Annotated in this window: 28 protein-coding genes and 2 riboswitches; of the genes, 15 read left to right on the forward strand and 13 right to left on the reverse strand. The window is 75.4% G+C overall.

The features are described from left to right. Nucleotides 1-50: 50 nt before the first annotated feature. Nucleotides 51-704, reverse strand: a complete 654-nt coding sequence (gene msrA / locus ACI793_RS04805) for a peptide-methionine (S)-S-oxide reductase MsrA (RefSeq protein WP_456605230.1) — start codon at nucleotides 702-704, stop codon at nucleotides 51-53. Between the two features lie 91 nt (nucleotides 705-795). On the opposite strand from msrA, the gene ACI793_RS04810 reads away from it, so the two are divergent. Genes ACI793_RS04810 through ACI793_RS04830 form a run of 5 tightly spaced genes read left to right on the forward strand, consistent with a single transcriptional unit; the run spans nucleotide 796 to nucleotide 3,547 of the window. Next, nucleotides 796-1,818 carry an NADP-dependent oxidoreductase gene (locus tag ACI793_RS04810; RefSeq protein ID WP_456605231.1) on the forward strand — a complete coding sequence of 341 codons (1,023 nt, stop codon included), beginning with the start codon at nucleotides 796-798 and terminating at the stop codon, nucleotides 1,816-1,818. 45 nt (nucleotides 1,819-1,863) lie between these two features. Then, nucleotides 1,864-2,064 (forward strand): hypothetical protein, encoded by a 201-nt coding sequence (locus ACI793_RS04815; protein WP_456605232.1) that lies wholly within the window; start codon nucleotides 1,864-1,866, stop codon nucleotides 2,062-2,064. Nucleotides 2,065-2,089: 25 nt separating this feature from the next. Continuing rightward, nucleotides 2,090-2,809 (forward strand): alpha/beta hydrolase, encoded by a 720-nt coding sequence (locus ACI793_RS04820; protein WP_456605233.1) that lies wholly within the window; start codon nucleotides 2,090-2,092, stop codon nucleotides 2,807-2,809. Between the two features lie 49 nt (nucleotides 2,810-2,858). Next, entirely contained in the window at nucleotides 2,859-3,245 is a 387-nt protein-coding gene (locus ACI793_RS04825; RefSeq protein WP_456605234.1) for a DUF1622 domain-containing protein, read from the forward strand. Further along, the gene (locus ACI793_RS04830) at nucleotides 3,242-3,547 is read left to right on the forward strand and encodes a hypothetical protein (protein ID WP_456605235.1); all 306 of its coding nucleotides are present in this window, start codon (nucleotides 3,242-3,244) and stop codon (nucleotides 3,545-3,547) included. Before ACI793_RS04825 ends, ACI793_RS04830 begins: the two co-directional genes overlap by 4 nt. Here the strand turns inward: ACI793_RS04830 and ACI793_RS04835 are convergent. From ACI793_RS04835 to ACI793_RS04845, 3 genes are all read right to left on the reverse strand, one after another. Then, nucleotides 3,511-4,098 (reverse strand): GNAT family N-acetyltransferase, encoded by a 588-nt coding sequence (locus ACI793_RS04835; protein ID WP_456605236.1) that lies wholly within the window; start codon nucleotides 4,096-4,098, stop codon nucleotides 3,511-3,513. The two genes, ACI793_RS04830 and ACI793_RS04835, sit on opposite strands and share 37 nt — an antisense overlap. Nucleotides 4,099-4,130: 32 nt before the next feature. Next, nucleotides 4,131-4,931: an SDR family NAD(P)-dependent oxidoreductase gene (locus ACI793_RS04840; RefSeq protein ID WP_456605237.1), complete on the reverse strand. Its 801-nt coding sequence runs from the start codon at nucleotides 4,929-4,931 to the stop codon at nucleotides 4,131-4,133. Nucleotides 4,932-5,006: 75 nt separating this feature from the next. Beyond that, nucleotides 5,007-5,519, reverse strand: coding sequence for a VOC family protein (locus ACI793_RS04845; RefSeq protein ID WP_456605238.1), 513 nt, complete (start codon nucleotides 5,517-5,519; stop codon nucleotides 5,007-5,009). A 277-nt stretch (nucleotides 5,520-5,796) separates the two neighbouring features. Here ACI793_RS04845 and ACI793_RS04850 point away from each other — a divergent pair, with 277 nt between their 5' ends. Further along, on the forward strand, nucleotides 5,797-7,095 hold the full coding sequence (locus ACI793_RS04850; protein WP_456605239.1) for an Nramp family divalent metal transporter: 1,299 nt from the start codon (nucleotides 5,797-5,799) through the stop codon (nucleotides 7,093-7,095). A 7-nt stretch (nucleotides 7,096-7,102) separates the two neighbouring features. On the opposite strand, the gene thiD is transcribed toward ACI793_RS04850, so the two are convergent. From thiD to ACI793_RS04875, 5 genes are all read right to left on the reverse strand, one after another. Then, nucleotides 7,103-7,939 carry a bifunctional hydroxymethylpyrimidine kinase/phosphomethylpyrimidine kinase gene (thiD, locus tag ACI793_RS04855; protein ID WP_456605240.1) on the reverse strand — a complete coding sequence of 279 codons (837 nt, stop codon included), beginning with the start codon at nucleotides 7,937-7,939 and terminating at the stop codon, nucleotides 7,103-7,105. Continuing rightward, nucleotides 7,936-8,592: a thiamine phosphate synthase gene (gene thiE / locus ACI793_RS04860; protein ID WP_456605241.1), complete on the reverse strand. Its 657-nt coding sequence runs from the start codon at nucleotides 8,590-8,592 to the stop codon at nucleotides 7,936-7,938. Before thiE ends, thiD begins: the two co-directional genes overlap by 4 nt. Beyond that, on the reverse strand, nucleotides 8,589-9,374 hold the full coding sequence (gene thiM / locus ACI793_RS04865; RefSeq protein ID WP_456605242.1) for a hydroxyethylthiazole kinase: 786 nt from the start codon (nucleotides 9,372-9,374) through the stop codon (nucleotides 8,589-8,591). Before thiM ends, thiE begins: the two co-directional genes overlap by 4 nt. After that, nucleotides 9,368-9,461, reverse strand: a riboswitch (TPP riboswitch). It overlaps the preceding gene by 7 nt. 21 nt (nucleotides 9,462-9,482) lie before the next feature. Further along, nucleotides 9,483-10,112, reverse strand: coding sequence for a TenA family protein (locus tag ACI793_RS04870; protein ID WP_456605243.1), 630 nt, complete (start codon nucleotides 10,110-10,112; stop codon nucleotides 9,483-9,485). Beyond that, nucleotides 10,109-10,702, reverse strand: coding sequence for a thiaminase II/PqqC family protein (locus ACI793_RS04875; RefSeq protein WP_456605244.1), 594 nt, complete (start codon nucleotides 10,700-10,702; stop codon nucleotides 10,109-10,111). Before ACI793_RS04875 ends, ACI793_RS04870 begins: the two co-directional genes overlap by 4 nt. Before the next feature lie 33 nt (nucleotides 10,703-10,735). Further along, a riboswitch (TPP riboswitch) is annotated at nucleotides 10,736-10,848 on the forward strand. On the opposite strand from ACI793_RS04875, the gene ACI793_RS04880 reads away from it, so the two are divergent. The 6 genes from ACI793_RS04880 (at nucleotide 10,838) to ACI793_RS04905 (ending at nucleotide 15,430) form a co-directional block, all read left to right on the forward strand. Next, nucleotides 10,838-12,157: a purine-cytosine permease family protein gene (locus tag ACI793_RS04880; protein ID WP_456605245.1), complete on the forward strand. Its 1,320-nt coding sequence runs from the start codon at nucleotides 10,838-10,840 to the stop codon at nucleotides 12,155-12,157. Its footprint overlaps the riboswitch before it by 11 nt. Further along, the gene (gene thiO, locus ACI793_RS04885; RefSeq protein ID WP_456605246.1) at nucleotides 12,154-13,293 is read left to right on the forward strand and encodes a glycine oxidase ThiO; all 1,140 of its coding nucleotides are present in this window, start codon (nucleotides 12,154-12,156) and stop codon (nucleotides 13,291-13,293) included. The genes ACI793_RS04880 and thiO overlap by 4 nt, the downstream gene beginning before the upstream one ends. Then, nucleotides 13,284-13,484 (forward strand): sulfur carrier protein ThiS, encoded by a 201-nt coding sequence (gene thiS / locus ACI793_RS04890; RefSeq protein ID WP_456605247.1) that lies wholly within the window; start codon nucleotides 13,284-13,286, stop codon nucleotides 13,482-13,484. The genes thiO and thiS overlap by 10 nt, the downstream gene beginning before the upstream one ends. A gap of 1 nt (nucleotide 13,485) precedes the next feature. Next, a complete protein-coding gene (locus ACI793_RS04895; RefSeq protein WP_456605248.1) occupies nucleotides 13,486-14,313 on the forward strand; it encodes a thiazole synthase in 828 nt (275 codons plus the stop codon). After that, the gene (locus tag ACI793_RS04900) at nucleotides 14,310-14,900 is read left to right on the forward strand and encodes a thiamine phosphate synthase (RefSeq protein WP_456605249.1); all 591 of its coding nucleotides are present in this window, start codon (nucleotides 14,310-14,312) and stop codon (nucleotides 14,898-14,900) included. The genes ACI793_RS04895 and ACI793_RS04900 overlap by 4 nt, the downstream gene beginning before the upstream one ends. 101 nt (nucleotides 14,901-15,001) lie before the next feature. Continuing rightward, on the forward strand, nucleotides 15,002-15,430 hold the full coding sequence (locus tag ACI793_RS04905; protein ID WP_456605250.1) for an ATP-binding protein: 429 nt from the start codon (nucleotides 15,002-15,004) through the stop codon (nucleotides 15,428-15,430). 4 nt (nucleotides 15,431-15,434) lie between these two features. On the opposite strand, the gene ACI793_RS04910 is transcribed toward ACI793_RS04905, so the two are convergent. Both ACI793_RS04910 and ACI793_RS04915 read right to left on the reverse strand, forming a co-directional pair. Next, the gene (locus tag ACI793_RS04910) at nucleotides 15,435-18,008 is read right to left on the reverse strand and encodes a SpoIIE family protein phosphatase (RefSeq protein WP_456605251.1); all 2,574 of its coding nucleotides are present in this window, start codon (nucleotides 18,006-18,008) and stop codon (nucleotides 15,435-15,437) included. A 644-nt stretch (nucleotides 18,009-18,652) separates the two neighbouring features. Further along, the gene (locus ACI793_RS04915; protein ID WP_456605252.1) at nucleotides 18,653-19,621 is read right to left on the reverse strand and encodes a hypothetical protein; all 969 of its coding nucleotides are present in this window, start codon (nucleotides 19,619-19,621) and stop codon (nucleotides 18,653-18,655) included. A gap of 337 nt (nucleotides 19,622-19,958) precedes the next feature. On the opposite strand from ACI793_RS04915, the gene ACI793_RS04920 reads away from it, so the two are divergent. Further along, complete coding sequence (locus ACI793_RS04920; protein WP_456605253.1) at nucleotides 19,959-21,350, forward strand: APC family permease; 1,392 nt, start codon at nucleotides 19,959-19,961, stop codon at nucleotides 21,348-21,350. Nucleotides 21,351-21,380: 30 nt separating this feature from the next. Further along, nucleotides 21,381-22,340 carry a nucleoside hydrolase gene (locus ACI793_RS04925; RefSeq protein ID WP_456605254.1) on the forward strand — a complete coding sequence of 320 codons (960 nt, stop codon included), beginning with the start codon at nucleotides 21,381-21,383 and terminating at the stop codon, nucleotides 22,338-22,340. Here ACI793_RS04925 and ACI793_RS04930 read toward each other — a convergent pair. Further along, nucleotides 22,337-23,044 carry a GAF and ANTAR domain-containing protein gene (locus ACI793_RS04930; protein WP_456605255.1) on the reverse strand — a complete coding sequence of 236 codons (708 nt, stop codon included), beginning with the start codon at nucleotides 23,042-23,044 and terminating at the stop codon, nucleotides 22,337-22,339. The two genes, ACI793_RS04925 and ACI793_RS04930, sit on opposite strands and share 4 nt — an antisense overlap. Nucleotides 23,045-23,166: 122 nt before the next feature. Here ACI793_RS04930 and ACI793_RS04935 point away from each other — a divergent pair, with 122 nt between their 5' ends. Next, a complete protein-coding gene (locus ACI793_RS04935) occupies nucleotides 23,167-23,682 on the forward strand; it encodes an ATP-binding protein (protein WP_456605256.1) in 516 nt (171 codons plus the stop codon). A gap of 4 nt (nucleotides 23,683-23,686) precedes the next feature. On the opposite strand, the gene ACI793_RS04940 is transcribed toward ACI793_RS04935, so the two are convergent. Next, nucleotides 23,687-24,325, reverse strand: coding sequence for a PilZ domain-containing protein (locus tag ACI793_RS04940; protein WP_456605257.1), 639 nt, complete (start codon nucleotides 24,323-24,325; stop codon nucleotides 23,687-23,689). Between the last annotated feature and the right edge of the window lie 41 nt (nucleotides 24,326-24,366).

Genomic DNA, 24,366 nt, shown 5'->3' on the forward strand with positions numbered 1-24,366 from the left:
AGCAAACCAGCCGGCCCGGACGCCGGCCCGTGCGGCGCCGTCCGGCCCGATCAGACGCCGGAGAGCCCCACCGGGCAGGAGACGCCGGTGGAGTGCACCGGGCAGTAGCCGTTCGGCACCTTGTACAGGTACTGCTGGTGGTAGTCCTCGGCGTAGAAGAACTCGCCCAGCGGCTCGATCTCCGTGGTGATCTCGCCGTAACCGGCCGCCTTCAGCCGCTCCTGGTAGGCGTCGCGGGTCGCGCGGGCGGCGGCCTCCTGCTCGGGCGAGGCGTAGTAGATCGCCGAGCGGTACTGGGTGCCGACGTCGTTGCCCTGCCGCATGCCCTGCGTCGGGTCGTGGTCCTCCCAGAACACCTTGAGCAACTGCTCGTAGGAGGTCACCGCGGGGTCGAAGACCACGAGGACGACCTCGGTGTGCCCGGTCCGGCCGGAGCAGGTCTCCTCGTAGGTCGGGTTGGGCGTGAAGCCACCCGCGTAACCGGCCGCGGTGGCGTAGACGCCCGGCACCTGCCAGAAGACCTTCTCGACGCCCCAGAAGCAGCCGGCACCGAACACGGCGGTCTGCATGCCCTCCGGGAACGGCGGCTGGATGCGGTTGCCGTTGACGGCGTGCACCTGCGGCACGCCGGGGAGCGGGCCGGGACGGCCGGGCAGCGCGTCCTCGGCCGAGACCGGCTGCGTCTTGGTCCGGGAGAAGATCATGCTCCGAGCGTAGGCCCGCCCGGCAACTGCGTCGTGCACCACCGATGACCCCGCCCGGGGGCGGGAACGCGCCGCGGGCATGATCGGCCATGTGTCCCTAACCACACGTGAGTGGCAGCTGGCGGCCCGTCCGCACGGCGAGCCGAAGCCCGAGGACTTCCGCCTGGTCGAGGTCGAGCACCCCGACCCGGCCGACGGCCAGGTCGTCGTCCGGATGCTGGCGATGTCCGTCGACCCGTACATGCGCGGCCGGATGAACGCCGGGAAGTCCTACGCGGCAGCGTGGGAGGTGGACGAGACGATGCAGGGCGGCGCGGTCGGCCGGGTGATCGAGTCCCGCTCCCCCGACGTCCCCGAGGGCGCCCTGGTGTCCACCAACGCCGGCTGGCGGGACGTCGCCGTCCTGGACGCCCGGGCCGTCCAGGTCCTGCCCGAGCTCCCCGGCATCCCGCCCAGCTACCACCTCGGCGTCCTCGGGATGCCCGGGCTGACGGCGTGGGTGGGCCTGTTCCGTCTCGCGGAGTTCAAGGCCGGTGACGTCGTCTTCGTCTCCGGAGCCGCGGGAGCGGTCGGCAGCATCGTGGGGCAGCTCGCCCGCCTGCACGGCGCGGCCGCGGTCATCGGCAGCGCCGGCAGCCCGGAGAAGGTCCGCTGGCTCACCGAGGAGCTCGGCTTCACCACCGCGTTCGACTACCACGACGGGCCGGTCGCCAAGCAGCTCGCCCAGGCCGCCCCCGACGGCATCGACGTCTACTTCGACAACGTCGGCGGCGAGCACCTGGAGGCCGCGATCGGCGCCTTCAACGAGTTCGGCCGCGGCGCCCTGTGCGGCGCCATCTCCAGCTACAACGCCACCGAGCCGCAGCCCGGCCCGCGCAACATGGGGCTGATGGTCGGCCGGAAGCTGAGCCTGCGTGGCTTCATCGTCAGCGACCACGCCGACATGCGCGAGGACTTCATCCAGAAGGTGACGCCGCTGGTGACCTCCGGGGAGCTGGTCGTCCGCGAGACGGTGCGCGAGGGGCTCGACCAGGCAGTACCGGCCTTCCTCGACCTCCTGCGCGGCGGCAACACCGGCAAGATGATCGTCAAGCTGGCCGACGACCCGGCCTGACCTCGCCAGGGCGGCCTGCGCCGGACCAGGGCAGAGTGGGTGCCCATGTGGCTCTTCCTCACCCGCCGGCTCCGCATGTGGGTCGTCCTCACCGTCCTCGCCCCGCTCGCCACCAAGGTGCTGAGCGGGCTCGGCCGCGCGCTGGAGCGGCGGACCGGTCCCTCCGCGGTGAGCAACGGGCTGCTCAAGGCCGGCGAACTGGGCGAGCGGGCGCGGGTGAAACTGGGCGGCAAGCCCCGTCGTTGACGATTCCTGAGCTCAGAAGGACCCCGTGACCGCCCCGATCGACCCGGACGCCGGCCGCCGCTCCCCTCAGCTGGAGCAGCGGCCGGCGCTCGGGGAGACCCGGGGCGTCGCGCTGTTCTGCCACGGCGGCACCGTCGCCGGCATCGAGCCGCCCCGGGATCGGGCTCTCTCCGTGGTCCGGATGCGGGCCGTCGAGCAGCTCGTGCAACGCAGCACGGCCGACCGGGGCATCGCCACCGCCCTGCTCCGCTACCGGGTCGCCGGCTGGAACGGCGAGGCCGCCGACGCCTTCCACGACGTGCGCTGGGCCGTCGACCGGCTGCGCACCCAGTACGGCACCGACGTCCCGATCGTGCTGGTCGGCCACTCGATGGGTGGCCGGGCCGTGCTCCGTGCCGGCGGGGAGCCGTCGGTCACCGCCGTCTGCGCCCTCGCGCCCTGGACCCCGCCCGGCGAGCCGGTCATGCACCTGGGCGGGCAGACCGTGGTGATCCTGCACGGCCTGGGCGATCGCTGGGTGCCGGCCCGGCTGTCGGCTGACTTCGCCGTCCGCGCCCGCCGGGCGCACGCCCGGGTGGCCCGCTTCACCATCGCCGGCGGGCACGGCATGGTGCGGGGGTCCGCACGCTGGCACCGCTTCGCCCGAGACGTCGTCCTGGGCGGGGCCGGGCTCGAGCCGATGCGCGAGGAGATCGCCTCCGCCCTCGTCCAGCCGAGCCCCGAGGGCCTCGCCGTCCCCCTCTGAAAGGCCCCGACCGGGGTCTGCGGGCGCGGGGAGGGGGTAGGGCCGCGGCATGGAAGAACTCCTGGCCGAGGCCGTGAACGTCCTGGTCGCGATCGTCGAGGCCTGTGGCGCCGCCGTGATCATCATCGGGGCGGTCTGGGCCTTCGCGCGCTTCGTCTGGGTCGGGTTCACCCAGCGCACCACCGCGGCCTTCGTCCCGGTCCGGCTGACCCTGGGCCGCTTCCTCGCGCTCGGGCTGGAGTTCCAGCTGGCCAGTGACGTCCTGCGGACAGCGGTCGCGCCCAGTTGGGAGGAGCTCGGCCAGCTCGCCGCGGTGGCCGCCATCCGGACGGCGCTGAACTTCTTCCTCTCCAAGGAGATCGCCGAGGAACGCCGCCAGGTCGACGAGGAGCACGCCCGCGTCACCGCGCCCGGGCACCAGGGGCACGCGGTGTGAGCGCGCTCGAGGAGCTGACCGGCGTCGCAGCTCTGGTCATCGGCGTGGCCGCGCTGGCGGCGGGCGCGGTGGTGCTCGTCCGTACCCGCCGGCCCACTGCGGCGCTGCCTGTCCTGCTCGAGCTGCTGCTGGCCGCGGGCCTGCTCCGCCTCGCCGGGGACCCGTCCTGGGGCGCGATCGCCACCGCCGCCGCCCTCGTGCTGCTGCGGCGGCTGATCGGCGCGGGGCTGCGCGCCGGCGAGCGGAGCCTGGTCCCGGGAACCGCTCAGGCGGGCCGGGGGAGCTCCGGCCCGGGATCCTGAGCGAGCCGCGACCAGAGGTGCTCGTCGTGCTTCTCGCCGTCGCCGTACCGGTAGGAGCGCCGCAGCCGCCCCTCGTGCGTGAAGCCGGCCTTCCGGGCCACCCGGCCCGACGCGACGTTCTCGACCGCGTGGCAGAGCTCGATCCGGTCGACCGGCAGGGTGGCGAACGCCCACCGGCACACCGTGTCGACGGCGATCGCCGCCAGGCCCCGGCCGCGCGCCGACGGCACGGTCCAGTAGCCGACCTCGGCGCCGCCCTGCAGCCGGTCGATGGAGTGCAGGGAGACCGAGGCGAGGACGGCGCCGTCGTCGCCGCGGCCCACGACCGCCCAGGACGCGTGGTCGCCGGTGCTCCAGTCCAGCCGGCGGCCCAGCAGCACCAGCGCGTCCGTGCGCGAGCCGACGCCGCCGCCGTTCCAGAGCCGGATGTCGGGGTCCTGGAACGCCGCCCACACTTGGTCGACGTCGTCCTCGCGCCACGGGCGCAGGCACCACGGCCCGGCCTGCAGCGTGCAGGGCACGAGCGGCGAGGGCGGCGGGGGCACGGGCACGGTCCGATCGTCGCCGCGCCCCCGCCGGGCAGCTACTCGGCGGAGCCGGGACGGGTCATCGGCTTGTGCGACTTCCCGGCGACCGCGTCGGGCAGGACAGCGGACAGCTTGCCCATCAGCTTGCTGGTCACCGAGCCCGCGAAGACCGACGCCTCGCCCTTCATCAGCCCCTCGAAGCCCTGGCGGGCGACCTGGGCGGGGTCGTCCTTGGAGTCGGAGGCACCGAGCTTGGTGTCCGTGGCGTCGGCCCGGTCGAAGAACTCGGTGTCCGTCGGTCCGGGCAGCAGCGCGGTGACCGTGACGCCGGTGTCGGTGAGCTCTTCGCGGATGCCGAGGGCGAGGAACTGCACGAACGCCTTGGTCGCGGAGTACACGGCCTGGAAGGGCTCGGGCGCCTGGGAGGCGACCGACGAGGTGAACAGGATCCGGCCCTCGCCGCGGGCGACCATGTCCTGCACGACGGCCTTGGCCAGCTGGACGGTGGAGGCGCAGTTCAGCTCCACCATGCCGAGCTCGGCCTCGAGGTCGGTCTCGGCGAAGCGACCGGCGACGCCGACGCCGGCGTTGAGCGCCGCGGCGGCCAGCGGGCGGCCAGATCCGCCGCGATAGGCGGCGATGACCTTCTCGACCTCGGCCCTCCTGGTCAGGTCGGCGCGGACGTCGGAGACGTCGACCCCCAGGCCGCGCAGCTCGGCGGCCGCGGGCGCGAGCTCGTCGTCCTCGGCGACGACGATCAGGTCGAACCCGTTCTGGGCGAACTGCTTGGCCAGCTCCAGGCCGATGCCGCTGGAGGCACCGGTGACGAGGGCGAGGGGGCGGGCGGACTCGGGCACGGGGACCTCCAGGAACGGTGGGGAACGGTCCGTCCCTGCCCAGGTGCCGGCCTCCTCACTCCCGCCGGCCACCGCTCAGGCGTGCACGGAGACGCCGATCCCCCCGGGGGTGCTCGCCCCGTACCGCTCGATCTCGCGGGCCAGGTCGAGCGGGCGGGTCGTCGCACCCTGGGCCCGCACCTCGTCGGTGATCAGGTCGGCCGGCAGCAGCCAGGAGACCTCGAACTCGAGGCCGTCGGGGTCCTGGGCGTAGAGCGCCTTGGTGGTGGCGTGGTCGGACTCCCCGACCAGGGCGCCGGCGAGCAGGAGCCCGTCCCGGATGCGGGCCAGCTCCGCGAGCGTGTCCACCTCCCACGCCAGGTGGTAGAGCCCGACGGTGGCGCGCCCGGCCTGCGACGGTCCGGCGCCGGCGCCGATGGCGAACAGGCCGAGGTCGTGGTCGTTGGTCGACCCCTCGGCCTGCAGGAACACCGCGCGCCCCGGGATCTCGACCCGGACCCGGAAGCCGAGGACGTCGCGGTAGAAGGCGAGGCTGCGCTCGACGTCGCGGACGTAGAGGACGGCGTGGTTGAGGCGCTGGACGGGCACCGGGAGCTCCTTGCACTGGCGGTCGACGCCCTCAGTGTCCTCCCCACTGTTTGAGAGTTCAAGTAGATCCGGCGTGCGCGGTACCTGGGCCCTCGGGGGACTCGGCCGCCCCGAGCGGCCGGTGGCCCGGGGGTGGTCTTCGGTAAGCCTTGCTTGGCCCCCGGGGGCCACGGGTCGGCCCCGACGTGTCACCGGTGCCGGGCAGGACAGGAGCGACCGCCCACAGCTCGCGCCCGACCGTCCGATCTCCCCGCCCGTACCACCCCGAGAGGCCGCCGTGTACCTGTCGAAGACCGAGGCCGCCGTCCTCCCCACCACGCTGGTCGCCGGCCCGCGGCCGGCCCCGCCGGCGCCCGCACCGACGGGACGGCGGCGCATCTGGCCGCTGCTCGGCCCGGCGTTCGTGGCGGCGGTGGCCTACGTCGACCCGGGCAACTTCGCGACCAACTTCTCCGGCGGCGCCGCCTTCGGCTACACGCTGCTCTGGGTGATCGTCGCGGCCAACCTCATGGCGATGCTCATCCAGTCCCTCACCGCCAAGCTCGGCATGGCCACCGGCCGCGACCTGGCCACGCTGTGCCGGGAACGCCTCCCCAGGCCGGTCACCAAGGGGCTGTGGCTGCAGGCCGAGGCGGTGGCGATCGCGACCGACCTCGCCGAGATCGTCGGCGGCGCCGTGGCGCTCAACCTGCTGTTCGGGGTGCCGCTGCCGATCGGCGGGCTGATCACCGCCGTCGTCGCCTTCATCCTGCTGGCGGCGCAGTCCCGCGGGCACCGGCCCTTCGAGCGGGTCATCACCGGGCTGCTGCTGGTCATCGGGCTGGGTTTCGGCTACACGCTGCTCGGCTCGGGCGTGGACCCCGGCGGTGTCGCCGGGGGCATGGTGCCGTCGTTCTCCGGTTCGGAGAGCATCGTGCTGGCCACCGGCATCCTCGGCGCGACGGTCATGCCGCACGTCATCTACGTGCACTCCGCGCTCACGCCGGGCCGCTACGGCGACGTGGTCACCGCCGGCCGCACCGCCGGCGGGCGACGCCGGCTGCTCCGTGCGCAGCGCATCGACATCGTCGTGGCCATGGGGCTGGCCGGTCTGGTGAACGCCGCGATGCTGATCATCGCCGCCCAGCTGTTCACCGGCGGGGACGACGCCGACACCCTCGAGGGCATCCACGCCGGCCTCGGCGACCAGCTGGGCACCGGGGCGGCGCTGGCCTTCGCCCTGGCCCTGCTGGCCTCGGGCTTCGCGTCGTCCTCGGTGGGCACGCACGCCGGCCAGGTGGTGATGGCCGGCTTCCTGCGCCGGCACATCCCCGTGCTGGCCCGCCGGCTGATCACCCTGGCCCCGGCGCTCGCGGTGCTGGTGTTCGGCGGGGACCCGACCACCGCGCTGGTGTGGTCGCAGGTGGTGCTCTCCTTCGGCATCCCGTTCGCCCTCGTGCCGCTGCTGTGGCTGACCAGCAGCCGCGACCTCATGGGTGGCTGGGTGAACCGGCGGATCACGACCGTCGTCGGTGGGGTCGTCGCCGCGCTGGTCATCGGCCTCAACGGCCATCTGCTGCTCGGCTTCGTGCTCTGATCGGCGCTCAGGCGTCCCAGATGCCGGCGAAGTGGTGGACCGGCCCGTGCCCCGAGCCGATGCCCAGCGCCTCCCCCTCGGCCAGGGCCCGCTGCAGGTAGTCGCGGGCCCCCTCGACCACCGGCGCCCAGCCGGTCACCTCTGCCGCCCGGTCCACCGCCCCCGCCCGCTCCCGGGCCAGCAGGGCGGCGATCGCGGCGGCCAGCGTGCAGCCGGTCCCGTGGGTGGCCCGGGTGTCCAGCCGCGGCCGCGTGAACGTCAGGACGCCGGCCGGGGTGGCGAGGACGTCGACGCTCGCGGGCCCGCCGAGGTGCCCGCCCTTGAGCAGGACGGCCCGCGGGCCGAGCTCCAGCAGGGCGCGCGCCTGACCCGGCAACTCGTCCGCCGACCCCGCCGGCGGGACGCCGAGCAGCACCGCCGCCTCGGGCACGTTGGGCGTCACGAGGTCGGCCACCGGCAGCAGCACGTCGCGGACGGCGGCGACGGCGCCGTCGTCGACCAGCCGGTCCCCGCTCGTGGCGACCATGACCGGGTCGACCACGACCGGCCCGGCAGCCCGACCGGCCAGCGCGGCGGCGACGGCGCGGACGACGTCGGCCGTGCCCAGCATGCCCGTCTTGGTCGCGTGCACCGTCACGTCGTCGAGCAGCGTGGTCACCTGGTCGGCCACGAACGCCGCCGGCACCGGGTGCACGCCGGTGACGCCCCGGGTGTTCTGCGCGGTGAGCGCGGTGAGGACGGCGGTGCCGTAGGCGCCGAGCGCGCTGAAGGTCTTCAGGTCCGCCTGGATGCCGGCCCCGCCGCTGGGGTCGCTGCCGGCGACGGTGAGCGCGACGGGCGTCATGCCGGCTCCCGTGCGGCGAGGGCCGACCGCAGGGACCGGGCCGCCGCCTGCGGATCGGGGGCGGCGCAGATGGCGGACACCACGCAGATCCCGTCCACGCCGGTCACCTGCGGAGCCCGCGCGACGTCGATGCCCCCGATCGCCACCGTCGACAGCCCTGCGGTGCGGGCCTGCGCCGCCAGCGCCGCGACGCCCTCGGGGGCGAGGCCGGTGCCGGCGTCGGGCTTGGTGGGGGTCGACCAGACCGGCCCGATGCCGACGACGTCGACGGTGCCCGGGGGCAGCGCCAGCGTGGCCGCCATCTCCGCCGGGGTGCCCGCGGACAGGCCCAGCAGCCGATCGGGGCCCAGGAGCGCGCGGACCTCGGCAGGCGGCAGGTCGTCCTGGCCGATGTGCACGCCGTCGGCGCCGGCGAGCAGCGCGACGTCCACCGCGTCGTTGACGAACAGCGCCACGCCGGGCGTGCCGGCCAGCGCCTCGCGGACGGCGAGCGTGAGCGCGTACAGCTCCCGCCGCGACGCCGTCTTGTCGCGGACCTGCACCGCCGTGACGCCGCCGGCCACCGCGGCCCGGACGACGTCGGGGACGCCCCGCGGCCCGGCCAGCGCCGTGTCGGTGACCAGGTAGAGCGCGGGGTCGAAGGCCGGCCTCATCCCGTCACCTGCGCAGCGCCGAGGTCGGTCACCGCATCGAGGGCGTCGAGCCAGAGCGGGGTGAACGTGCCGGGGCCGGCGGCGACGGCGGCCGCGGCCTCGGCGGCGAGGGCGACGTGCGCGTGGGCGGCGACCGCCCCGGTCAGCGCATCGCCGCTGACCGCGACGTAGGCGGCCACCAGGGCGCCGAGGGCGCACCCGGCCCCCGTCGTCCGGGTGAGCAGGGCCGACCCGCCCCCGATCCGCACGGTGCGGGACCCGTCCGTCACCAGGTCCACCGGCCCGCTGACGGCCACCACCCCGCCGGTGCGCGCGGCCAGTGCGGTCGCGGCCTCCAGGGCGTCGTCGGCGGTGGCCGTCGAGTCCACGCCGCGCCCGCCGGAGCCGGCGCCGGCCAGCGCCATGACCTCCGAGGCGTTGCCCCGCACCACGGCCGGCCCGCTGCCCGCCAGCTCGACGGCGAGGTCGGTGCGGAACCGCAGCCCGCCGACGGCCACCGGGTCCAGCACCCACGGCGTGCCGGCCGCGACGGCGGAGCGGACGGCGACCCGCATGGCCTCGGCCGAGCGGCCGTGCACCGTGCCCACGTTGACGAGCAGGGCCGAGGCGACCGCGGCGAAGTCGCCGGCCTCCTCGGGCGCCTCGACCATGGCCGGCGCGGCGCCCACCGCGAGCAGCACGTTCGCGGTGAGGGTCTGCACGACGGTGTTGGTCAGGCAGTGCACGAGCGGGCTGCTCGTGGTCAGTGCGGCACGAGCGGCCGCGAGTGCATCGACGTCCACGTCGGTGACATCCCTTCGCCAGCATGACCTGGGCAGGTTCGACGGGTGTCTTCTCAGCCCGGCGAGCGGGCACCCCGTGTCACGGACGAGCCTAGCCCGACCGCGCCCTCAGGTCCGCCCGCCCTCCGGCGACCAGGCCCCCGCGAAGAACCCCAGCTCCAGCTCCATGGCCCGCCGGTAGGCCCGTGCCACGTCCGGGCTGTCCTCGGCGTACCGGTCGAGCAGCCGCTCGAGCGTGGCCGCGAGCTCCTCGAAACCGGGGTCGGCGTAGGTGGTCACCCATTCCGCGTAGGTGCCGGCGGGGCGGCCGGCCAGCGACTGCCCGAGGTGGGCGTAGAGCCGCATGCACGGCGTCATCGCCGCGCAGATCTCCCCCAGCCCGCCGGTCGCCGCCGTGGCCAGCAGGAAGTCCGTGTAGGCCGAGGTCGCCGGGGCGGGCTCGACGCCGGCCAGGTCGATCCCCCAGCGGGCGGCGTACCCGTCGTGCAGCCGGAGCTCCTCCCGCACGCCGGCCAGCAGGTCGGCGAACGCCTCCAGACCGGCCCGGTCGGGGCTGCGGACGACCGCCATGGCGTAGGCACGGGCGAAGGCCTGCAGGAAGAACGCGTCCTGGGCGACGTAGCCGGCGAACCGCTCGCGCGGCAGCGACCCGTCGGCCAGGCCCTGCACGAACGGGTGGGCCAGCGTGGCGTCCGCCAGGTCGGCCGAGTCCGCCCAGAGGCGGCGGGCGAGGCTCATGCGGCGTCCCACGCGGTGTCCCAGAAGGCGACCTCGGCGTCGAGCACCTCGAGGACCACGTCGTCGTGCCGGCCGCCGAGGGCGTCGGCCGCGGCCGCCAGCCCGTCCACGTACCCGGCGAAGCCCGGCGCGGTCCAGTGCGCGACGTACGCGGCGTACTCCGGGGCCCCCGGAGCGGCCACCGTCCATGCGTCGAGGTAGACCCGCTCCACCGCCCACAGCGCGGTCACGGCCGCCGGGACGGCGGCGGCGTCCAGGCGTTCCAGCAGCGCGGCGTAGGCCGCAGTGGCCGGCAGTCGCGGCGCATCGAGGTCGAGGCCACGGCGGCCGGCCAGCTCCTCGAACCAGGCCAGCTCCTCCACGAGGGCGACCGCCCCGCCGGCGAGGACCGCCTGCGCCGGGCGGGGGGCGCGCGCCAGCAGCCGGGCCTGGAAGCGCAGCAGGTCAGCGACGTAGTGGTGGTCCTGCACGAGCCAGGTGTCGAAGGCCCCGGCCGGCAGCGTGCCGTCGCGGACGCCGAGCAGGAAGGGATGACGGGTGGCCCGTTCCCAGGCGGTGGGGTGGTCGCGGAGCAGGTCGGACGTCGGCACGGCGCGACAGTACGGGCGGGGGCTAGAGTTCGGTCGCACATGTGCGGGAGCTCGGGTCGACCGGGCTGAGAGGGCGACTGGATGCGTCGCCGACCGCTGGAACCTGACCGGGTAATGCCGGCGTAGGGAGCGATCATGAGTACATCGGACGACGTCCGGACCACTGAAGCACCCCTCACCCTCGGTGAGGCACCACCGCCCACGCTCGGCCTCCGGGACACGTTCGGCCTCTGGGCGAACCTCGGCGTCAGCCTGCTGCTGCCGGTCGCGGCGGTGTTCGTCGTGCTGCCCGGCCGGCCGTTGTCGGTGACCCTCACCGCCATCGTCGTGGGCGCGGTCATCGGCTCGGTCCTGCTGGGCCTGGTCGCGGCGGCGGGCGCGCGGGAGCGGGTGCCCGGGATGGTGCTGCTGCGCGGCCTGCTCGGCCGGCGCACGTCCTGGCTGCCGACGGCCTTCAACCTCGTCCAGTGCATCGGCTGGGCGACGTTCGAGATCGTCATCATCGCCGAGGCGGCGTCGCGGGTGCTCGACGCACCGCGCTGGCCGTTCGTCCTCGCCGCGGGCGTGCTCGCCACCGCCATGGCGCTCCGGCCGCTCGGGGTCGTGCGCGTGCTCGCCCGCTACGCGATCTGGGCCGCGCTGGCCGCCGTCGTCTACCTGTTCGTCCAGGTGCTGGCCGAGCCGCTGCCCCCGCTCGAGGGCGGCGGGGCCACCTCGTTCTGGACGGCGGCCGACATCGTCATCGCGCTGCCGGTCTCGTGGTTGCCGCTGGCCGCCGACTACACCCGGCACGCGCGCAGCGCGCGGGCCGCCGGTGTGGGCGCTGGCGTGGGGTACGGGCTGGCCACCGTCGCCATGTTCACCCTCGGCGTGCTGGCGCTGGCCGCCTACGGCAGCGGCGGGCTGGACGTGATCGACGCGCTGCTGGCCGTGCCGCTCGGCGCGCTGGCGGTGCTCGTGCTGGTCACCGTGGAGCTCGACGAGGCCTTCGCCAACGTGTACTCGACCGCGGTGTCCGCGCAGAACGTCGTCGGCCGGCTCGATCGGCGGGTGCTGGCGGTGGCCGTCGGCGGCGTGGCGACGCTGCTGGCCTTCAGCCTCGACGTGGTCGCCTACGAGCCGTTCCTCTTCCTCATCGGCGCGGTGTTCGTGCCCCTGGCCGGCGTGCTGCTGGTGGCGTACTGGCTCACCCCGCGCGGGGGCTGGGACACCTCCGACACCGCGCCGGCCCGCCCGCTGTACCTGCTGCCGTGGGTCACCGGGTTCGTCGCCTACCAGCTGACCCTGCCCACGTTCTTCCCGGGCCCGGGCGCCGGCTGGACGGCGTGGTGGAGCGCGCGACAGGCCGATCTCGGCATCGATCCGGCCAACGGCTGGTCCGCGTCGCTGGTCGGGCTTGCGGTGGCCGTCGCCCTGACCGTGCCCGTCGTCCTGGCCACCCGCCGACGGGGATGACCGACGTCGTGGTCGCCGGCGGCGGCCTGGTGGGGCTGTCGGTCGCCTGGCGGGCCGCCCGCCGGGGGCTCTCGGTGACCGTCGTCGACGACGCCCCCGGAGCGGGTGCGTCGCTGGCCGCGGCCGGGATGCTGGCACCGGTGGCCGAGGCCGGCTACCGCGAGGAGGACCTGCTGCGCCTGGGCCTCGCCTCGCTGGCGAGCTGGCCGGCGTTCGCCGCGGAGCTCGAGGCGGCCTCCGGCCTGCCGGTGGGGCTGCGCACCACCGGCACCCTGGTGCTGGGCTTCGACGAGGACGACGTCCGCGAGGTCGACGCGCTGCTGCGCTTCCAGCGCGAACTGGGGCTGACCGCCGAGCGGCTGACCCCCCGCGAGGCGCGCCGCCGGGAACCCGCGCTCACCCCGCGGGTCCGCGGTGGGCTGCTGGTCGAGGGCGATCACTCGGTGGACGGTCGCGCGGTGCACGCCGCGCTGCTGGCCGCGGCCGCCGCGGCCGGCGTGCAGCTGGTGCGCGAGCGGGTGGCCGAGGTGGTGGTCGAGGGCGACCGCGCCGTCGGCCTGCGGCTGGCCTCCGGGCGGCTCGTCCCGGCCGGCAGCACCGTGCTGGCCCTGGGCGCGCACAGCGGCGGCCTGCCCGGCCTCCCCGCCCTGCCCGTCCGGCCGGTGAAGGGGCAGATCCTGCGGCTGGCCGGTGCCGACGGGCTGCTGCAGGGCACCGTCCGGGCCCTGGTGCGCGGCCGGCACGTCTACCTCGTCCCCTACGGCGACGGCGGGGTGATCGTGGGCGCCACGGTGGAGGACCGCGGCTTCGACGCACGGGTGACCGCCGGCGGCGTGCACGACCTGCTGCACGACGCGATCGAGGTCGTGCCCGAGGTGGAGGAGCTCGAGCTCGCCGAGACCCTGGCCCGCTGGCGCCCGGGCACCCCGGACAACGCCCCGCTGCTCGGTCCGTCGTCCCTGGCCGGCCTGGTGCTGGCCACCGGGCACCACCGCAACGGTGTGCTGCTCACCCCGGTCACGGCCGAGACGACGGCCGAGCTGCTGGTCAGCGGCTCCCTGCCCGAGGTGGCCGCGCCGTTCACCGCCGACCGGTTCGCCGTCGGCACGTCGGAGGGAGATCCGAGATGCAGGTGACCGTCAACGGCGAGATGGTCGAGCTGGGCGACAGTGCGACCGTGGCCGATCTGGTCGCGGACCGCGCCGGCGGGCACGACCGCGTCGCCGTGGCCCGCAACGGCGACGTCGTCCCGCGCAGCAGCTGGGCGCAGACCCCGCTGGCACCCGGCGACGCCGTCGAGGTGCTCGCCCCGACCGCAGGAGGCTGAGATGACGACCGAGGACCTGCGCACCGACGACCTCGCGCCCGCGCTGGAGCGGGAGGAGGCGACCGACCCGTTCGTGCTCGGTGGGGAGACCTTCCACTCGCGGCTGCTGCTGGGCACCGGCGGCGTCCCGAGCCTCGACACGCTCGAGTCCGCGGTGCGCGCGTCGGGCACCCAGCTGGTCACCGTGGCGCTGCGGCGGGTGGAGGCCTCGGCCGGCGGCTCGATGATGCAGGTCCTGGAGCGCGCCGGGGTCCGGCTGCTGCCGAACACCGCCGGCTGCCGGACCGCCCGGGAGGCGGTGCGCACCGCCCAGCTGGCCCGCGAGGCGTTCGGCACCCCGTGGGTGAAGCTCGAGGTCATCGGCGACGAACGCACGCTGCTGCCCGATGCCGTCGAGCTGCTCGACGCCGCCGAGCAGCTGGTCGCCGACGGCTTCACCGTGCTCGCCTACACCACCGACGACCCCGTGCTCGGTCGCCGGCTGGCCGACGTCGGCTGCGCGGCGGTCATGCCCCTGGGCTCCCCCATCGGCAGCGGTCTGGGTATCCGGAACCCGCACAACATCGCCCTGCTGCGCGAGGCGGTCGCGGTGCCGGTCGTCCTCGACGCCGGCATCGGTACCGCGTCCGACGCCGCGCTGGCCATGGAGCTCGGCTGCGACGCGGTGCTGCTGGCCTCGGCCGTCACCCGCGCCCGCGACCCCGAGCGCATGGCGCTGGCGATGCGCCAGGCGGTCGAGGGCGGCCGGCAGGCGTTGCTGGCGGGCCGGATCCCGCGTCGCTGGCACGCCGAGGCCTCGACGTCGTTCGACGGCATGCCGGAGCTGTGAGCGTTCCGCGGCTGGTCGTCGTCACCGATCGCACCCAGACGTCCCGGCCGCTGCCGGACGTGGTGGCGGCGGCCGTGACGGCCGGCGCCCGGGCGGTGCTGCTGCGGGACAAGGACCTGCCCCTGCCCGAGCGGCGCGCGCTCGCCGGGGAGCTGCGCACGCTGCTCGACCCGGTGGGCGGCGTGCTGATCTGGGGTGGCGCGGCCGGGGCTCCGGACGGCACTGCGGTGCACCTCTCGGCCGACGACGCGTTCCCTCCGGAGCGGCCTCCGCTGGTGGGCCGCTCCTGCCACTCGGCAGCGGAGCTGGCGCAGGCAGCGGCCGAGGGCTGTGACTGGGTCTTCCTGTCGCCGGTCTTCCCCACGGCGTCCAAGCCCGGGTACGGCCCGGCGCTCGGGCTCGCCGGGCTGGCCGCGCTCGTCCCGGGAGCGCCGCCGGTGCTCGCGCTGGGCGGCGTGCGACCGGAGGACGTGCCGGGTTGCCTGGCCGCCGGGGCGCACGGGGTCGCCGTCATGGGGGCGGTCATGCGCGATCCCGCCGTGGTGGGGGCTCACCTCGCCGCGCTGGGATCTCCGGCCCGGACGTGACGTGATCTGCGTCGCATCCAGGTTTGGCGAGTGCCTGCCGAACCGATAGACAGAGTTTGGTCCGCCCACGAGGCGGCGGTCGAGGATTCGGGGTTCGGCACGTGACAGGGCAGGCGGCGGACGGCGTGTGGCCGTCCGCGGCTCCTCCGCCCGCGGAGCGGCTCCTCGACTGGCAGCTCGGCGGCGTCGCCGAACTGCCGGCGATGCGCGCCCACGTGCGGGGGGCGATGGGCCCCTCGGTCGATCCCGACGCCCTTGACCAGCTGATCCTGGCCCTCGACGAGATGGCGTCCAACGCGCTGCGGCACGGCGGTGGCGGCCGGGTGGAGGCATCCGTCCGCTCCACCGACACCGGCTACCTGATCGAGGTGTCCGACGCCGCGGCGGCGCGGCCACCGCGGCCCGCGATCAACCGCGACCCCAGTGAGGGCGGCCTCGGCCTCTACCTGATCGCGCGGATGGCGCTGCGCCACGGCTGGTACGCCAGCGCGCGGGCCAAGCACGTCTGGGCGCTGCTCCCCCGGTCCTGAGCGGTCAGGCGCGACGCGGCGGCAGCTTCTCCGGGCCCGCCTCGCGCGGGCGTGGCCGGTCCTCCGGGTGCAACCGGAGCGCGACGAGCGCGACGTCGTCCTGCAGTCCCTCGGGCCGCAGGCGCTCGATCACCTCGTCGCACAGCTCGCCGAGCGGGCGGGCGGCCAGCTCGGCGAGCGCCTCGCGCAGCCGGGCGATGCCCTCGTCCAGCGGCAGGTCCCGCCCCTCGACCAGACCGTCGGTGTAGAGCAGCAGGGTGGCCCCGCGCCGGACGGTGACCACCGTTTCCGTGCGCCGGGCGGTCGTGTCGACCCCGAGCATCAGCTCGGCCCGCTCGGTGGCGAGCTCCTCGATCCGGCCGTCCACGTGGAGGAGCAGCGGCGGTGGGTGTCCCGCGTTGGACCAACGCAGCCGGCTGAGCCCCTGCGCCCGCTCCTCGGGGGTCTGCTCCACCCGGGCGATCGCGGCGGTGGCCATCGTCCCCATGCCGAGGCCCTCGATGGCGGCGTCGAGGTCGGCCAGGACGGCGGCCGGGCCGATGCCGTCGCGGTAGCCGATGCCACGCAGCATGCCGCGCAGCTGACCCATGGCGGCCGCGGCCGCGGTGTCGTGGCCGACGACGTCGCCGATGACCAGCATCGTGGCGCCGTTCGGCTGGAGGAAGGCGTCGTACCAGTCCCCGCCCACCTCGGCGGCCTCGACGGCCGGGAGGTAGCGCACCACGATCTCGGCGTGGTCGGGCTCCGGCGGCTCGGTGAGCATGCTCCGCTGGAGCCCCTCGGCCAGCCGGCGCTGCTGCTCGTAGAGGCGCGAGTTGTCCAGCGCCAGGGCGACGCGGTCGGCGACGTCGAGCAGCGTGGCGACGTCCTGCGCGTCGGCCCGCTCCCGGTCGGCCGACCGGTAGATGCTGAGCGCGCCGAGGGTGCGCCCCCGGGCCACCATGGGCAGCGTGACGGCCGACTGCGGGGCCAGCGCCCGCAGGGTGTCCCGGGCCTCTCCGGGCGGGAGCAGACGGCCGACGGCGTCCATGACGTCCGGCACCTCCCGCAGCAGCCCGGAGGCCAGCGCCCGCAGGATCGGGGCCTCCGGGGGGAGGGCGGCCAGGCGCAGCGCCGCGTACTGCTCCACCAGGGCGACCGACCCGGGGTCGCGGTGCGTGGTGGCGACGTCACGCATCCGCCCGTCCTCGTCCACCAGACTGGCGATCACCCAGTCGCCGCTCTCCGGGACGAGCGCCTCGGCGACCTGCTGCAGCGCCTCCGCCTCACCGGCTCCGCCGGCCAGCCGCTCGGCCATCGCAGCCGTGGTGTCCGCGACCAGCCGCAGTCGTGCCGCGCTCCGCTGTGCCCGTTCCTCCGCCGCGCGGCGCTCGGTCACGTCGATGAAGGACACCGAGAGCCCGTCGGGTCCGGGCCACGCACGGACCTCGAACCAGGAGTCCAGGGGCGCCGGGTAGTAGGCCTCGAAGATCTGCTCGCGACCGGTCGCCATCGCCGCGCGGTAGCGGATGCCGAACTCGGCCTCCGCGGCGTCCGGGAAGGCGTCCCAGACCACCCGGCCGAGGACGTCGTCCCGGGCGGTCTGCAGCACCCGCTCGCCCTCGGCGTTCAGGTAGGTGAACCGCCACTCCCGGTCCAGGGTGAAGAAGGCGGACTTGACCGACTCCATGACGCGGGCGACGCGCGCGTCGGCCTGCCGCTGGGCGGTCGTGTCGTACCCGGCGCCGACCAGGCGGACGGCGACGCCGGTGTCGTCGGCCAGGGCCCGGCCCCGCCCCTGGATCCAGCGTGTGTCGCCCGACGGCAGGACCACGCGGAACTCGGCGTCGTACTCCCCCACCGTGTCGATCGCGTGCTGCAACGCCTCGATCGTGCGCGCCCGGTCATCGGGGTGGCAGCGGGCGGCGAAGGATTCGATCGTCTCGTCGAAGCCACCGCGCTCGAAGCCCATCAGCTCCGTGAGGCGGTCGTCCCACACGAGGCGGCCGGTGGCGAGGTCCCAGTCGAAGCTGCCGATCCCCGCCGCGTCGATGGCCAGCTCGAAGGCCAGCCGGCTGGACTCCAGCTCGCGCACCTGGGCAGCCAGCTGCAGCTCGACCGCGACCGAGTCCCCGAGCTGGCGGAGCAGGGCGACGTCGGCGTCGGACCAGGCCCGCGGCTCGCGGCCGAAGGCCGACAGCGCCCCGACCACCTGCCCGTCGAACACCGCGAGCGGGAGGCCCAGGTAGCTGGCGACGTCGCCACCGACCACCGGTGGCAGGCCGGCCAGGCGGTGGTCCAGGCGCGCGTCGGGGGCCACGACCGGGTGCGGTGCGGCCGCGGCGGTGACGGCGCACAGTGACTCCTCGAGGGGCACCCGGATGCCGACGGTGCCCTGCGGGAGCCCCGTGCCGCCGAGCACCAGCTCGTCGACGCCGAACAGGGAGACCTGGGCCGCGTCGGCGCCCAGCAGCTGCACGGCCACCGCGGTGAGCCGCTGCAGAGCCGGTGCACCCACCGCCGTCGCCTCGAGGCGGGCCACGGCCGCCACCCGGTCGTCGGTGACGGGATCCACGGAGGAGCGTTCGTCGGAGGTCACGCGTCGCCCCCTTCCGGCCGGTCCCCCGCGGAACCGGAGCGGTCCGCCCGGTCATTCTCCCTGGTGGCCGGTCGGGGCGGGGAGCGGGCACCGGGCGCGGCGGGGTGGTGCGGGCGAGGGATGCTCGCCCATCGCGCGGCCACGGGCCCGGGGGCCGTGGACCACCGTCCGGCGCTCGCAACGCCCGGGGTGGGCCGCTTCCGGGATCGCGCCGGTCGTGGTGCGTCCGCCGTCGCGGGCTGCATCGGCGTCCAGCCGGCCAGGTGCTGTCGGTCAGAGACCCGGTGGTGGTCACGAGGGGCGTCGTGTCGCACCGGGTACCGGCAGGCCTGTTGTTCTCACTCCGGCGGGTCCGGGTTCCCGGCAGTCGGCGCCGCTCGCGGACCACGCCTCTCGGGAGGGGCCGCACGCTGCGTGCTGCAGTCGGCGGGAGGGCGAGGCGGGTGTCGTCGAGCGGAGCTGCCTGCCGGCGCCCGGAGGGGCACCGTCGGGGTGGGCCAGGTGGGTGCCGAGGTCGGCCCGGAGGGTCGCACTCGGACGACCGAGGCGCGGTTCGGCGTCCCCGCCATGAGGGGGACCGTCGCGGCGTGCTCGGGTGGAGCGGACGGCGCTCACGGCTGGATCGCCGTGGTCGCGCGGGAGGATCAGCCGGACGCGGCGAACGCCGCGGGCGGGGAGGCCGAGGACGCCGGGTCCCCCCGCGCCCGGGCCGGGCCGGCGCGCGCTCCGGCGGAGGCCGCCCGGGCCGTGGGCACGGTCCGGCGGGGGCCCGCCGGCAGCGGAGGGATCACCGTCGTGCGGGCCACCGGGGCGGTTCCCCGCCGCCGGGTGTGCCACGCCGGGGGCTGCGGCCAGCCGGGAGGCGGCGGCGTCCAGACGGCACGGACGGGCCCTGCCGGGTCGGGCCCTGCCGCCGGCACGGACCGCGCCGGCCTCGGAGGCCGTGCTGCCGCGACCGGGGCGGTCGCGGCCTCCCGCAGGACGGTCGGCCCCGGGCGGGGGGCCGGCACCGTCGGTGCGGGAATCAGCGCCACGGCGGGGGAAGACGCCGCGGGCCGGATCGTGGGGGTGCTGGGCAGCTCGCGCAGGACGACGGGTGGATCGACCTGCTGCGGGCCCGGGGTCGGCGTCAGGGCCGGGGCGGGACCACCCCAGGCGAGGTACTCCCCGCGGGGACCGGCTCCCCACAGGGCGATGCGCCGGGTGAGCGCCCGCAGGCGCGGGCGCAGCGGCAGCCCCGGTGCGGGCTCCGGCGTGCGCCAGGCGAGGTACTCGCCCTGCGCGCCGGCGCCCCAGAGGGCGACGCGGCGCGTGAGGTCGCGCAGGCCGGTGAGCGGGCGGCGCTCGCGGTCCGCCACGACGGTGACGGTCGGTCCCCGCGTTCCGGCGACGGCCGGGGTGCGGGCCGGCGGCGCCATCGGCACCGACCGGAGCGGTACGGCCCGCGCCGAGGAGCGGAGCGCGCCGGTGTGGACCGGGCGGCTGCGCTGCGGGACGGCTGCGCCGTCGGCCCGGTCCAGCACGTCGATCAGGCCGGCGAGGCCGACGCCCGGCGCGGCTGCGGAGACGCTCCTGCGTGCGGGCGTGATCACGGTCGCCTCGCTGCTGCTCATCTCGCCTCCAGGTCGTCGTCCGCGACCGGGGAAGGTGTCGCGGACAAGGAGAAAGGTAGGTAGTCGGGGCGGTTGCGACGGCCATTCCGGACACCTTCTCCGGCGCGCGTGACCGAACCGTTGCCCGACCATTCCGGAGCGGCCGGCGACCCCTTCTCCAGCCCATTTCCTTGTCGACAAAAGGCGTCGGACGAGCGTGGAAATGCGGCACTCCCCGGTCGGTCGTCCCCTCCCCGCGGGCGGTGCGCCCGCGTGTCGCGGGCCCGGCGGCGGCCGGATCACCCGGTCGGGCCTCCGTCGAATTGCCAGGGGGGCGACCCGCTCCGAGACTCTGCGGGTGCGAGATCACGAGCAGGGCGCGACAGCCACCGGGTCCCGGGACGACAGCGGCGGGGACACGCGCCTCAAGCGGTCGGTCACCGGCCGGCTGCTCTTCCTCTTCATCCTGGGCGACGTCCTGGGCGCCGGGGTGTACGCGCTGGTCGGTGAGATCGCCGGCGAGGTCGGGGGGGCCGTGTGGCTGCCGATGCTGGTCGCCCTCGTCCTCGCCATGCTCACCGCGGCGTCCTACGCGGAGCTGGTGACCAAGTACCCCCGGGCCGGCGGCTCCGCCGTGTTCGCGCAGCGCGCGTTCCGCAGCCCGCTGATCTCGTTCCTGGTCGGCTACTGCATGCTCGCCGCCGGCGTCACCAGCGCCGCCGGCCTGTCGCTGGCCTTCGGTGGCGACTACCTCGGCGTCTTCCTCGACGTGCCGGCCGTGCCCGCCGCGATCGCCTTCCTGGTGCTCGTGGCGCTGCTGAACGCCCGCGGCATCAAGGAGTCGGTGCAGGCCAACGTGGTGATGACCGTCATCGAGGTCTCCGGGCTCGTCCTCGTGGTCGTCCTGGGGGCACTGGTGCTCGGCCGCGGGGACGGCGAGATCGGCCGGGTGACCGAGTTCCCCGAGGGCGTGTCGGTCACCTCCGGCGTGCTGGCCGCCGCGCTGCTCGCCTACTACTCCTTCGTGGGCTTCGAGGTCTCCGCGAACGTGGCCGAGGAGGTCCGCGACGTCCGCCGGGTCTATCCCCGCGCGCTCTTCGGCGCGCTGCTGGTCGCGGGCGTGGTCTACCTGCTGGTGGGGCTGGCCGCCACGACCGTCCTGGCGCCCGACGATCTCGCCGGCTCCACGGGACCGCTGCTCGAGGTCGTCCGGGCCGCCGACGTCGGCGTACCGGATCGGCTCTTCAGCGCCGTCGCGCTCATCGCCGTGGCCAACGGAGCCCTGCTGACCATGATCATGGCCAGCCGGCTGGTGTTCGGCATGGCCGAGCAGGGCCTCCTCCCCCGCCCGCTGGCCCGGGTGCTGCCCCAGCGCCGCACGCCGTGGGTGGCGATCGTCGTCACCACCCTCGTGGCGATCGCCCTGACGCTCACCGGCGACCTGGGCGATCTCGCCAACACCGTCGTCCTGCTCCTGCTCGTCGTCTTCCTGAGCACCAACATCGCCGTCCTGGTGCTGCGGAACGACCGCATCGAGGCCGACCACTTCCGCGTGTGGCCCGTCGTCCCGTTGCTGGCCATCGGGTCCTGCCTGCTGCTGCTCTGGCAGCAGGAGGCCGGCATCTGGTTCCGCGCCGGCATCCTCCTCGCCGTCGGCGCGGTGCTGTACCTGCTGGCCCAGGCGCCGTGGTGGCGGAGCACGGCCGTCCCGGCTGCCGCCGACGACGACCGGACCCCGACCGCGTCCTGAGCGGCGCGCGCCCGCTGCGAGGATGCAGCGGTGGCTCCGCGCATCCCCCTGGTGATCGACACCGACCCCGGCATCGACGACGCACTGGCGATCCTGCTGGCGCTGGCCAGCCCCGAGGTGGACCTGCGGCTGGTCACCACCGTGCACGGGAACGTCGACCTCGCCCTGACCACGGAGAACGCGCTCCGGGTGCTGCACCTGGCCGGCCGCTCGGACGTCCCGGTCGCCGCCGGGGCCCAGGCCTCGCTGATCCACCCGCAGCCTCGGCGGGCCGGTCACGTGCACGGCGCCGAGGGGCTGGGGGGCGTGCAGCTCCCGCCGTCGCCCGCCCGGCTGGACCCGCGCCCGGCGGTCGTCGCCCTGGCCGAGCTGCTCATGAGCTCGCCCGACCCGGTCACCGTCGCGCCGATCGGTCCGCTGACCAACATCGCGCTGCTGCTCGCCGTCTACCCCGAGGCGGCCGCCCGCATCGACCGGCTGGTCGTCATGGGGGGCTCGGCGACGCGCGGCGGCAACGTCACCGCCGCGGCGGAGTTCAACATCTGGTCCGACCCGGAGGCAGCCGCCGCGGTGTTCGGCTCGTCGATCCCGACGGTCATGGTCGGGCTGGACGTCACGCTGCCCACGGTGCTGTCCGAGAAGGGCATCACGCGGTTCGCCGCCGCGGGCCCGATCGGCGCGACCGCCGCGGCGATCCTGCAGCAGTACCTGGACCACGCCCGCGACGCCTACGGCGTCCCCGGGGTCGTCGTGCACGACGCACTGGCGCTCACCGAGGCGATCGCCCCGGGCTCGCTGGAGACGGTGCGCCGGGACGTCGTCGTCGACACGAGCCTCGGTGCCGGCCGCGGCCAGACGCTGGTCGACCGCCGGACGGTCTCGGCGGCGCCGACGGCGGTGGAGGTGGCGGAGGACGTCGACAGCGACGCGGCGCTGGAGTTCCTGGTGTCCCGGCTGGCCCGCCTGGACGGCATGTCGCCGCCGGACTAGTCCTCCTGCGTGGACTCCTGCGTGGACTCCACGATGCCGACCGCGATGTCGCGCAGCTTGCGGTTGTAGCGCTGCGAGGCGTCGCGGAGGATCTCGAACGCCGCGTCCGCGTCCACCCGGCGCTGTGCCATCAGGACGCCCTTGGCCTGCTCGATGACCGCTCGGGACTCCATGGCGAGCTGCAGGTTGCGTGCCTGCTCGGTCACCCGGTAGTGGGCGGTCGCGTTGACCACTGCCACCGCGATCGCCTCGGCGACGTCGCGCCCCGCGCTCAACGACTCCGCCGAGACGAAGGCCTCGGGCCGCGAGGAGTACATGTTGAGGGCCCCGATGAAAGCGCCCTGGTAGGGCAGCGGCACCGACAGCGAGCTGCGCACCCCCTGCTCGCTCACCCGCCGGACGTACGTGGGCCAGCGCTCCTCGGTGTGCGTGTCGTCGATCCGCAGCACGACACCGCCGCGGCCGGCGTCCATGCAGGGGCCGTAGCCCTCGGCGTACTGCAGCTCGTCGGCCCCCAGGGCCATGTCGCCGGAGTACGCGGCGGTGAAGGCCTTGTCGTCGCGCAGCAGCGTCGTGGACACCGACTCGGCGCCCGGAACCCCCCGCGCCGCGATCGCCGTGATGTCGGTGAGGACCTCGTCGAGCGCGCGGTCGGCCAGCACCACCCGGCTGAGGTCCCGCAGGAGGTCGTCCACGTCGTGCATTGTGCCCGGCCGACGCCCGTACCGACGCCCCCCTTCGCGTACCGCGGCCCGATCGGTCAGGATGGGGCGCGGCCGTGGACCACCCCGGCCCACCCTGCGAAGCAGACCGCGAGGGAGAATCGATGGCCGACGAGCCGGCCCGGGACGCGTGGCCCTGTGCCCACGTCCCCTCCGTCCCCGGCGACGTCTGGCACTGGCAGCTGGAGGCGATGCACGTCGTCTCCCGCGTGCGGTCGGACCTGCGTGCCCGGATCGCCCACCCCTCCGTGGCGTCGGCGTCCACCGAGGACGCCCGGGACGGGTTGCTCCTGGTCTTCGAGGAGCTGGCCTCCAACGCGCTGCGGCACGGCGGCGGCGACGTCCGCGCCCTCGTGGTGGCCGGTCCGGAGGGCTGGCTGCTCGACCTCAGCGACGAGGCCCCCGATCGGCCACCCGTGCCGGCCCTCGACCGCGACCCGGCGCTCGGGGGCATGGGGCTGCACCTGGTGACCCAGCTGTCCACCAGCTACGGCTGGGAGCGGCGACCCGGCCGCAAGCACGTGTGGGCCCGGCTGCCCTCCGGCCGCGCCGGTGGGCCGGACCAGCAGCAGCGCGACCGCCTGCCCGAGCCCCGCTCCGGCGAACTCCGGCGCGACTAGACCGTCACTCCATGCTCTTGGCGCGCTCCTCGCGCAGGGCCTGGAACACCCGCCGGCGCACCCGGTCCTGGTCCTTCTCCTGGATGCCGACGAACCGGATGGACATCATCCACCGGGCGCCCCGGGCCTGGGCGCGGACGACCTCGGCCTTGGTGCGCAGCTCGCCGTCCTCGAGCAGGACGCACAGGTCCAGGGACGCGCCGGACTCCGGCAGCACGCCGAAGCCCTCGAACTGTGCCCTGACGCCGTTCTCGCTCAGGTCGACGCTCTCCCCGGTGAGATCCACCGCGCCGTGACCGGCCGTCACCGGAAGGACGACACGGCCGCGGACGGCCGTGCGGCGCTGGCTCTCCTCGGAGGGACCCGCGATCCGCAGCCGCCAGCGGACGACGGCGCCGGACTCGACCTCGAGGACGTCGGCCGGCAACGCCCGCCGGGTGTCGGGCGCCTTCCAGTAGACCTCCACCGAGTCGCCGGGCACGACGACGGACTGGTCCACGTACTCGCCGGCCGAGGGGCGGACGACGATGACGCCGTCACCGACGAACTCCACCCGGCTGTTGACCGAGATCCCCTGCGCCGCCAGCGTGACGTCGGCGTCGCTCTGCTCCTCGGGGTGGTCGACGCCGGGAACGCTGGTCATCCGAATCTCCGTTTCCTCACCGCAGAACCCACGGACCGGTC

Source organism: Blastococcus sp. SYSU DS0617 (assembly GCF_054051075.1).

Bases quoted from the DNA above. Each gene is read 5' to 3' on its own strand.
- ACI793_RS04870 (WP_456605243.1), bottom strand. From the start codon at position 10,112: ATGAGCCTCGCCCGCCGCCTCTGGGCGGACTCGGCCGACCTGGCGGAC.
- ACI793_RS04930 (WP_456605255.1), bottom strand. From the start codon at position 23,044: ATGCACGACGTGGACGACCTCCTGCGGGACCTCAGCCGGGTGGTGCTG.
- ACI793_RS04935 (WP_456605256.1), top strand. From the start codon at position 23,167: ATGGCCGACGAGCCGGCCCGGGACGCGTGGCCCTGTGCCCACGTCCCC.
- msrA (WP_456605230.1), bottom strand. From the start codon at position 704: ATGATCTTCTCCCGGACCAAGACGCAGCCGGTCTCGGCCGAGGACGCG.
- ACI793_RS04815 (WP_456605232.1), top strand. From the start codon at position 1,864: ATGTGGCTCTTCCTCACCCGCCGGCTCCGCATGTGGGTCGTCCTCACC.
- ACI793_RS04880 (WP_456605245.1), top strand. From the start codon at position 10,838: ATGAGTACATCGGACGACGTCCGGACCACTGAAGCACCCCTCACCCTC.
- thiE (WP_456605241.1), bottom strand. From the start codon at position 8,592: ATGAGGCCGGCCTTCGACCCCGCGCTCTACCTGGTCACCGACACGGCG.
- thiS (WP_456605247.1), top strand. From the start codon at position 13,284: ATGCAGGTGACCGTCAACGGCGAGATGGTCGAGCTGGGCGACAGTGCG.
- thiO (WP_456605246.1), top strand. From the start codon at position 12,154: ATGACCGACGTCGTGGTCGCCGGCGGCGGCCTGGTGGGGCTGTCGGTC.
- ACI793_RS04825 (WP_456605234.1), top strand. From the start codon at position 2,859: ATGGAAGAACTCCTGGCCGAGGCCGTGAACGTCCTGGTCGCGATCGTC.
- ACI793_RS04940 (WP_456605257.1), bottom strand. From the start codon at position 24,325: ATGACCAGCGTTCCCGGCGTCGACCACCCCGAGGAGCAGAGCGACGCC.
- ACI793_RS04895 (WP_456605248.1), top strand. From the start codon at position 13,486: ATGACGACCGAGGACCTGCGCACCGACGACCTCGCGCCCGCGCTGGAG.
- ACI793_RS04915 (WP_456605252.1), bottom strand. From the start codon at position 19,621: ATGAGCAGCAGCGAGGCGACCGTGATCACGCCCGCACGCAGGAGCGTC.
- thiD (WP_456605240.1), bottom strand. From the start codon at position 7,939: ATGACGCCCGTCGCGCTCACCGTCGCCGGCAGCGACCCCAGCGGCGGG.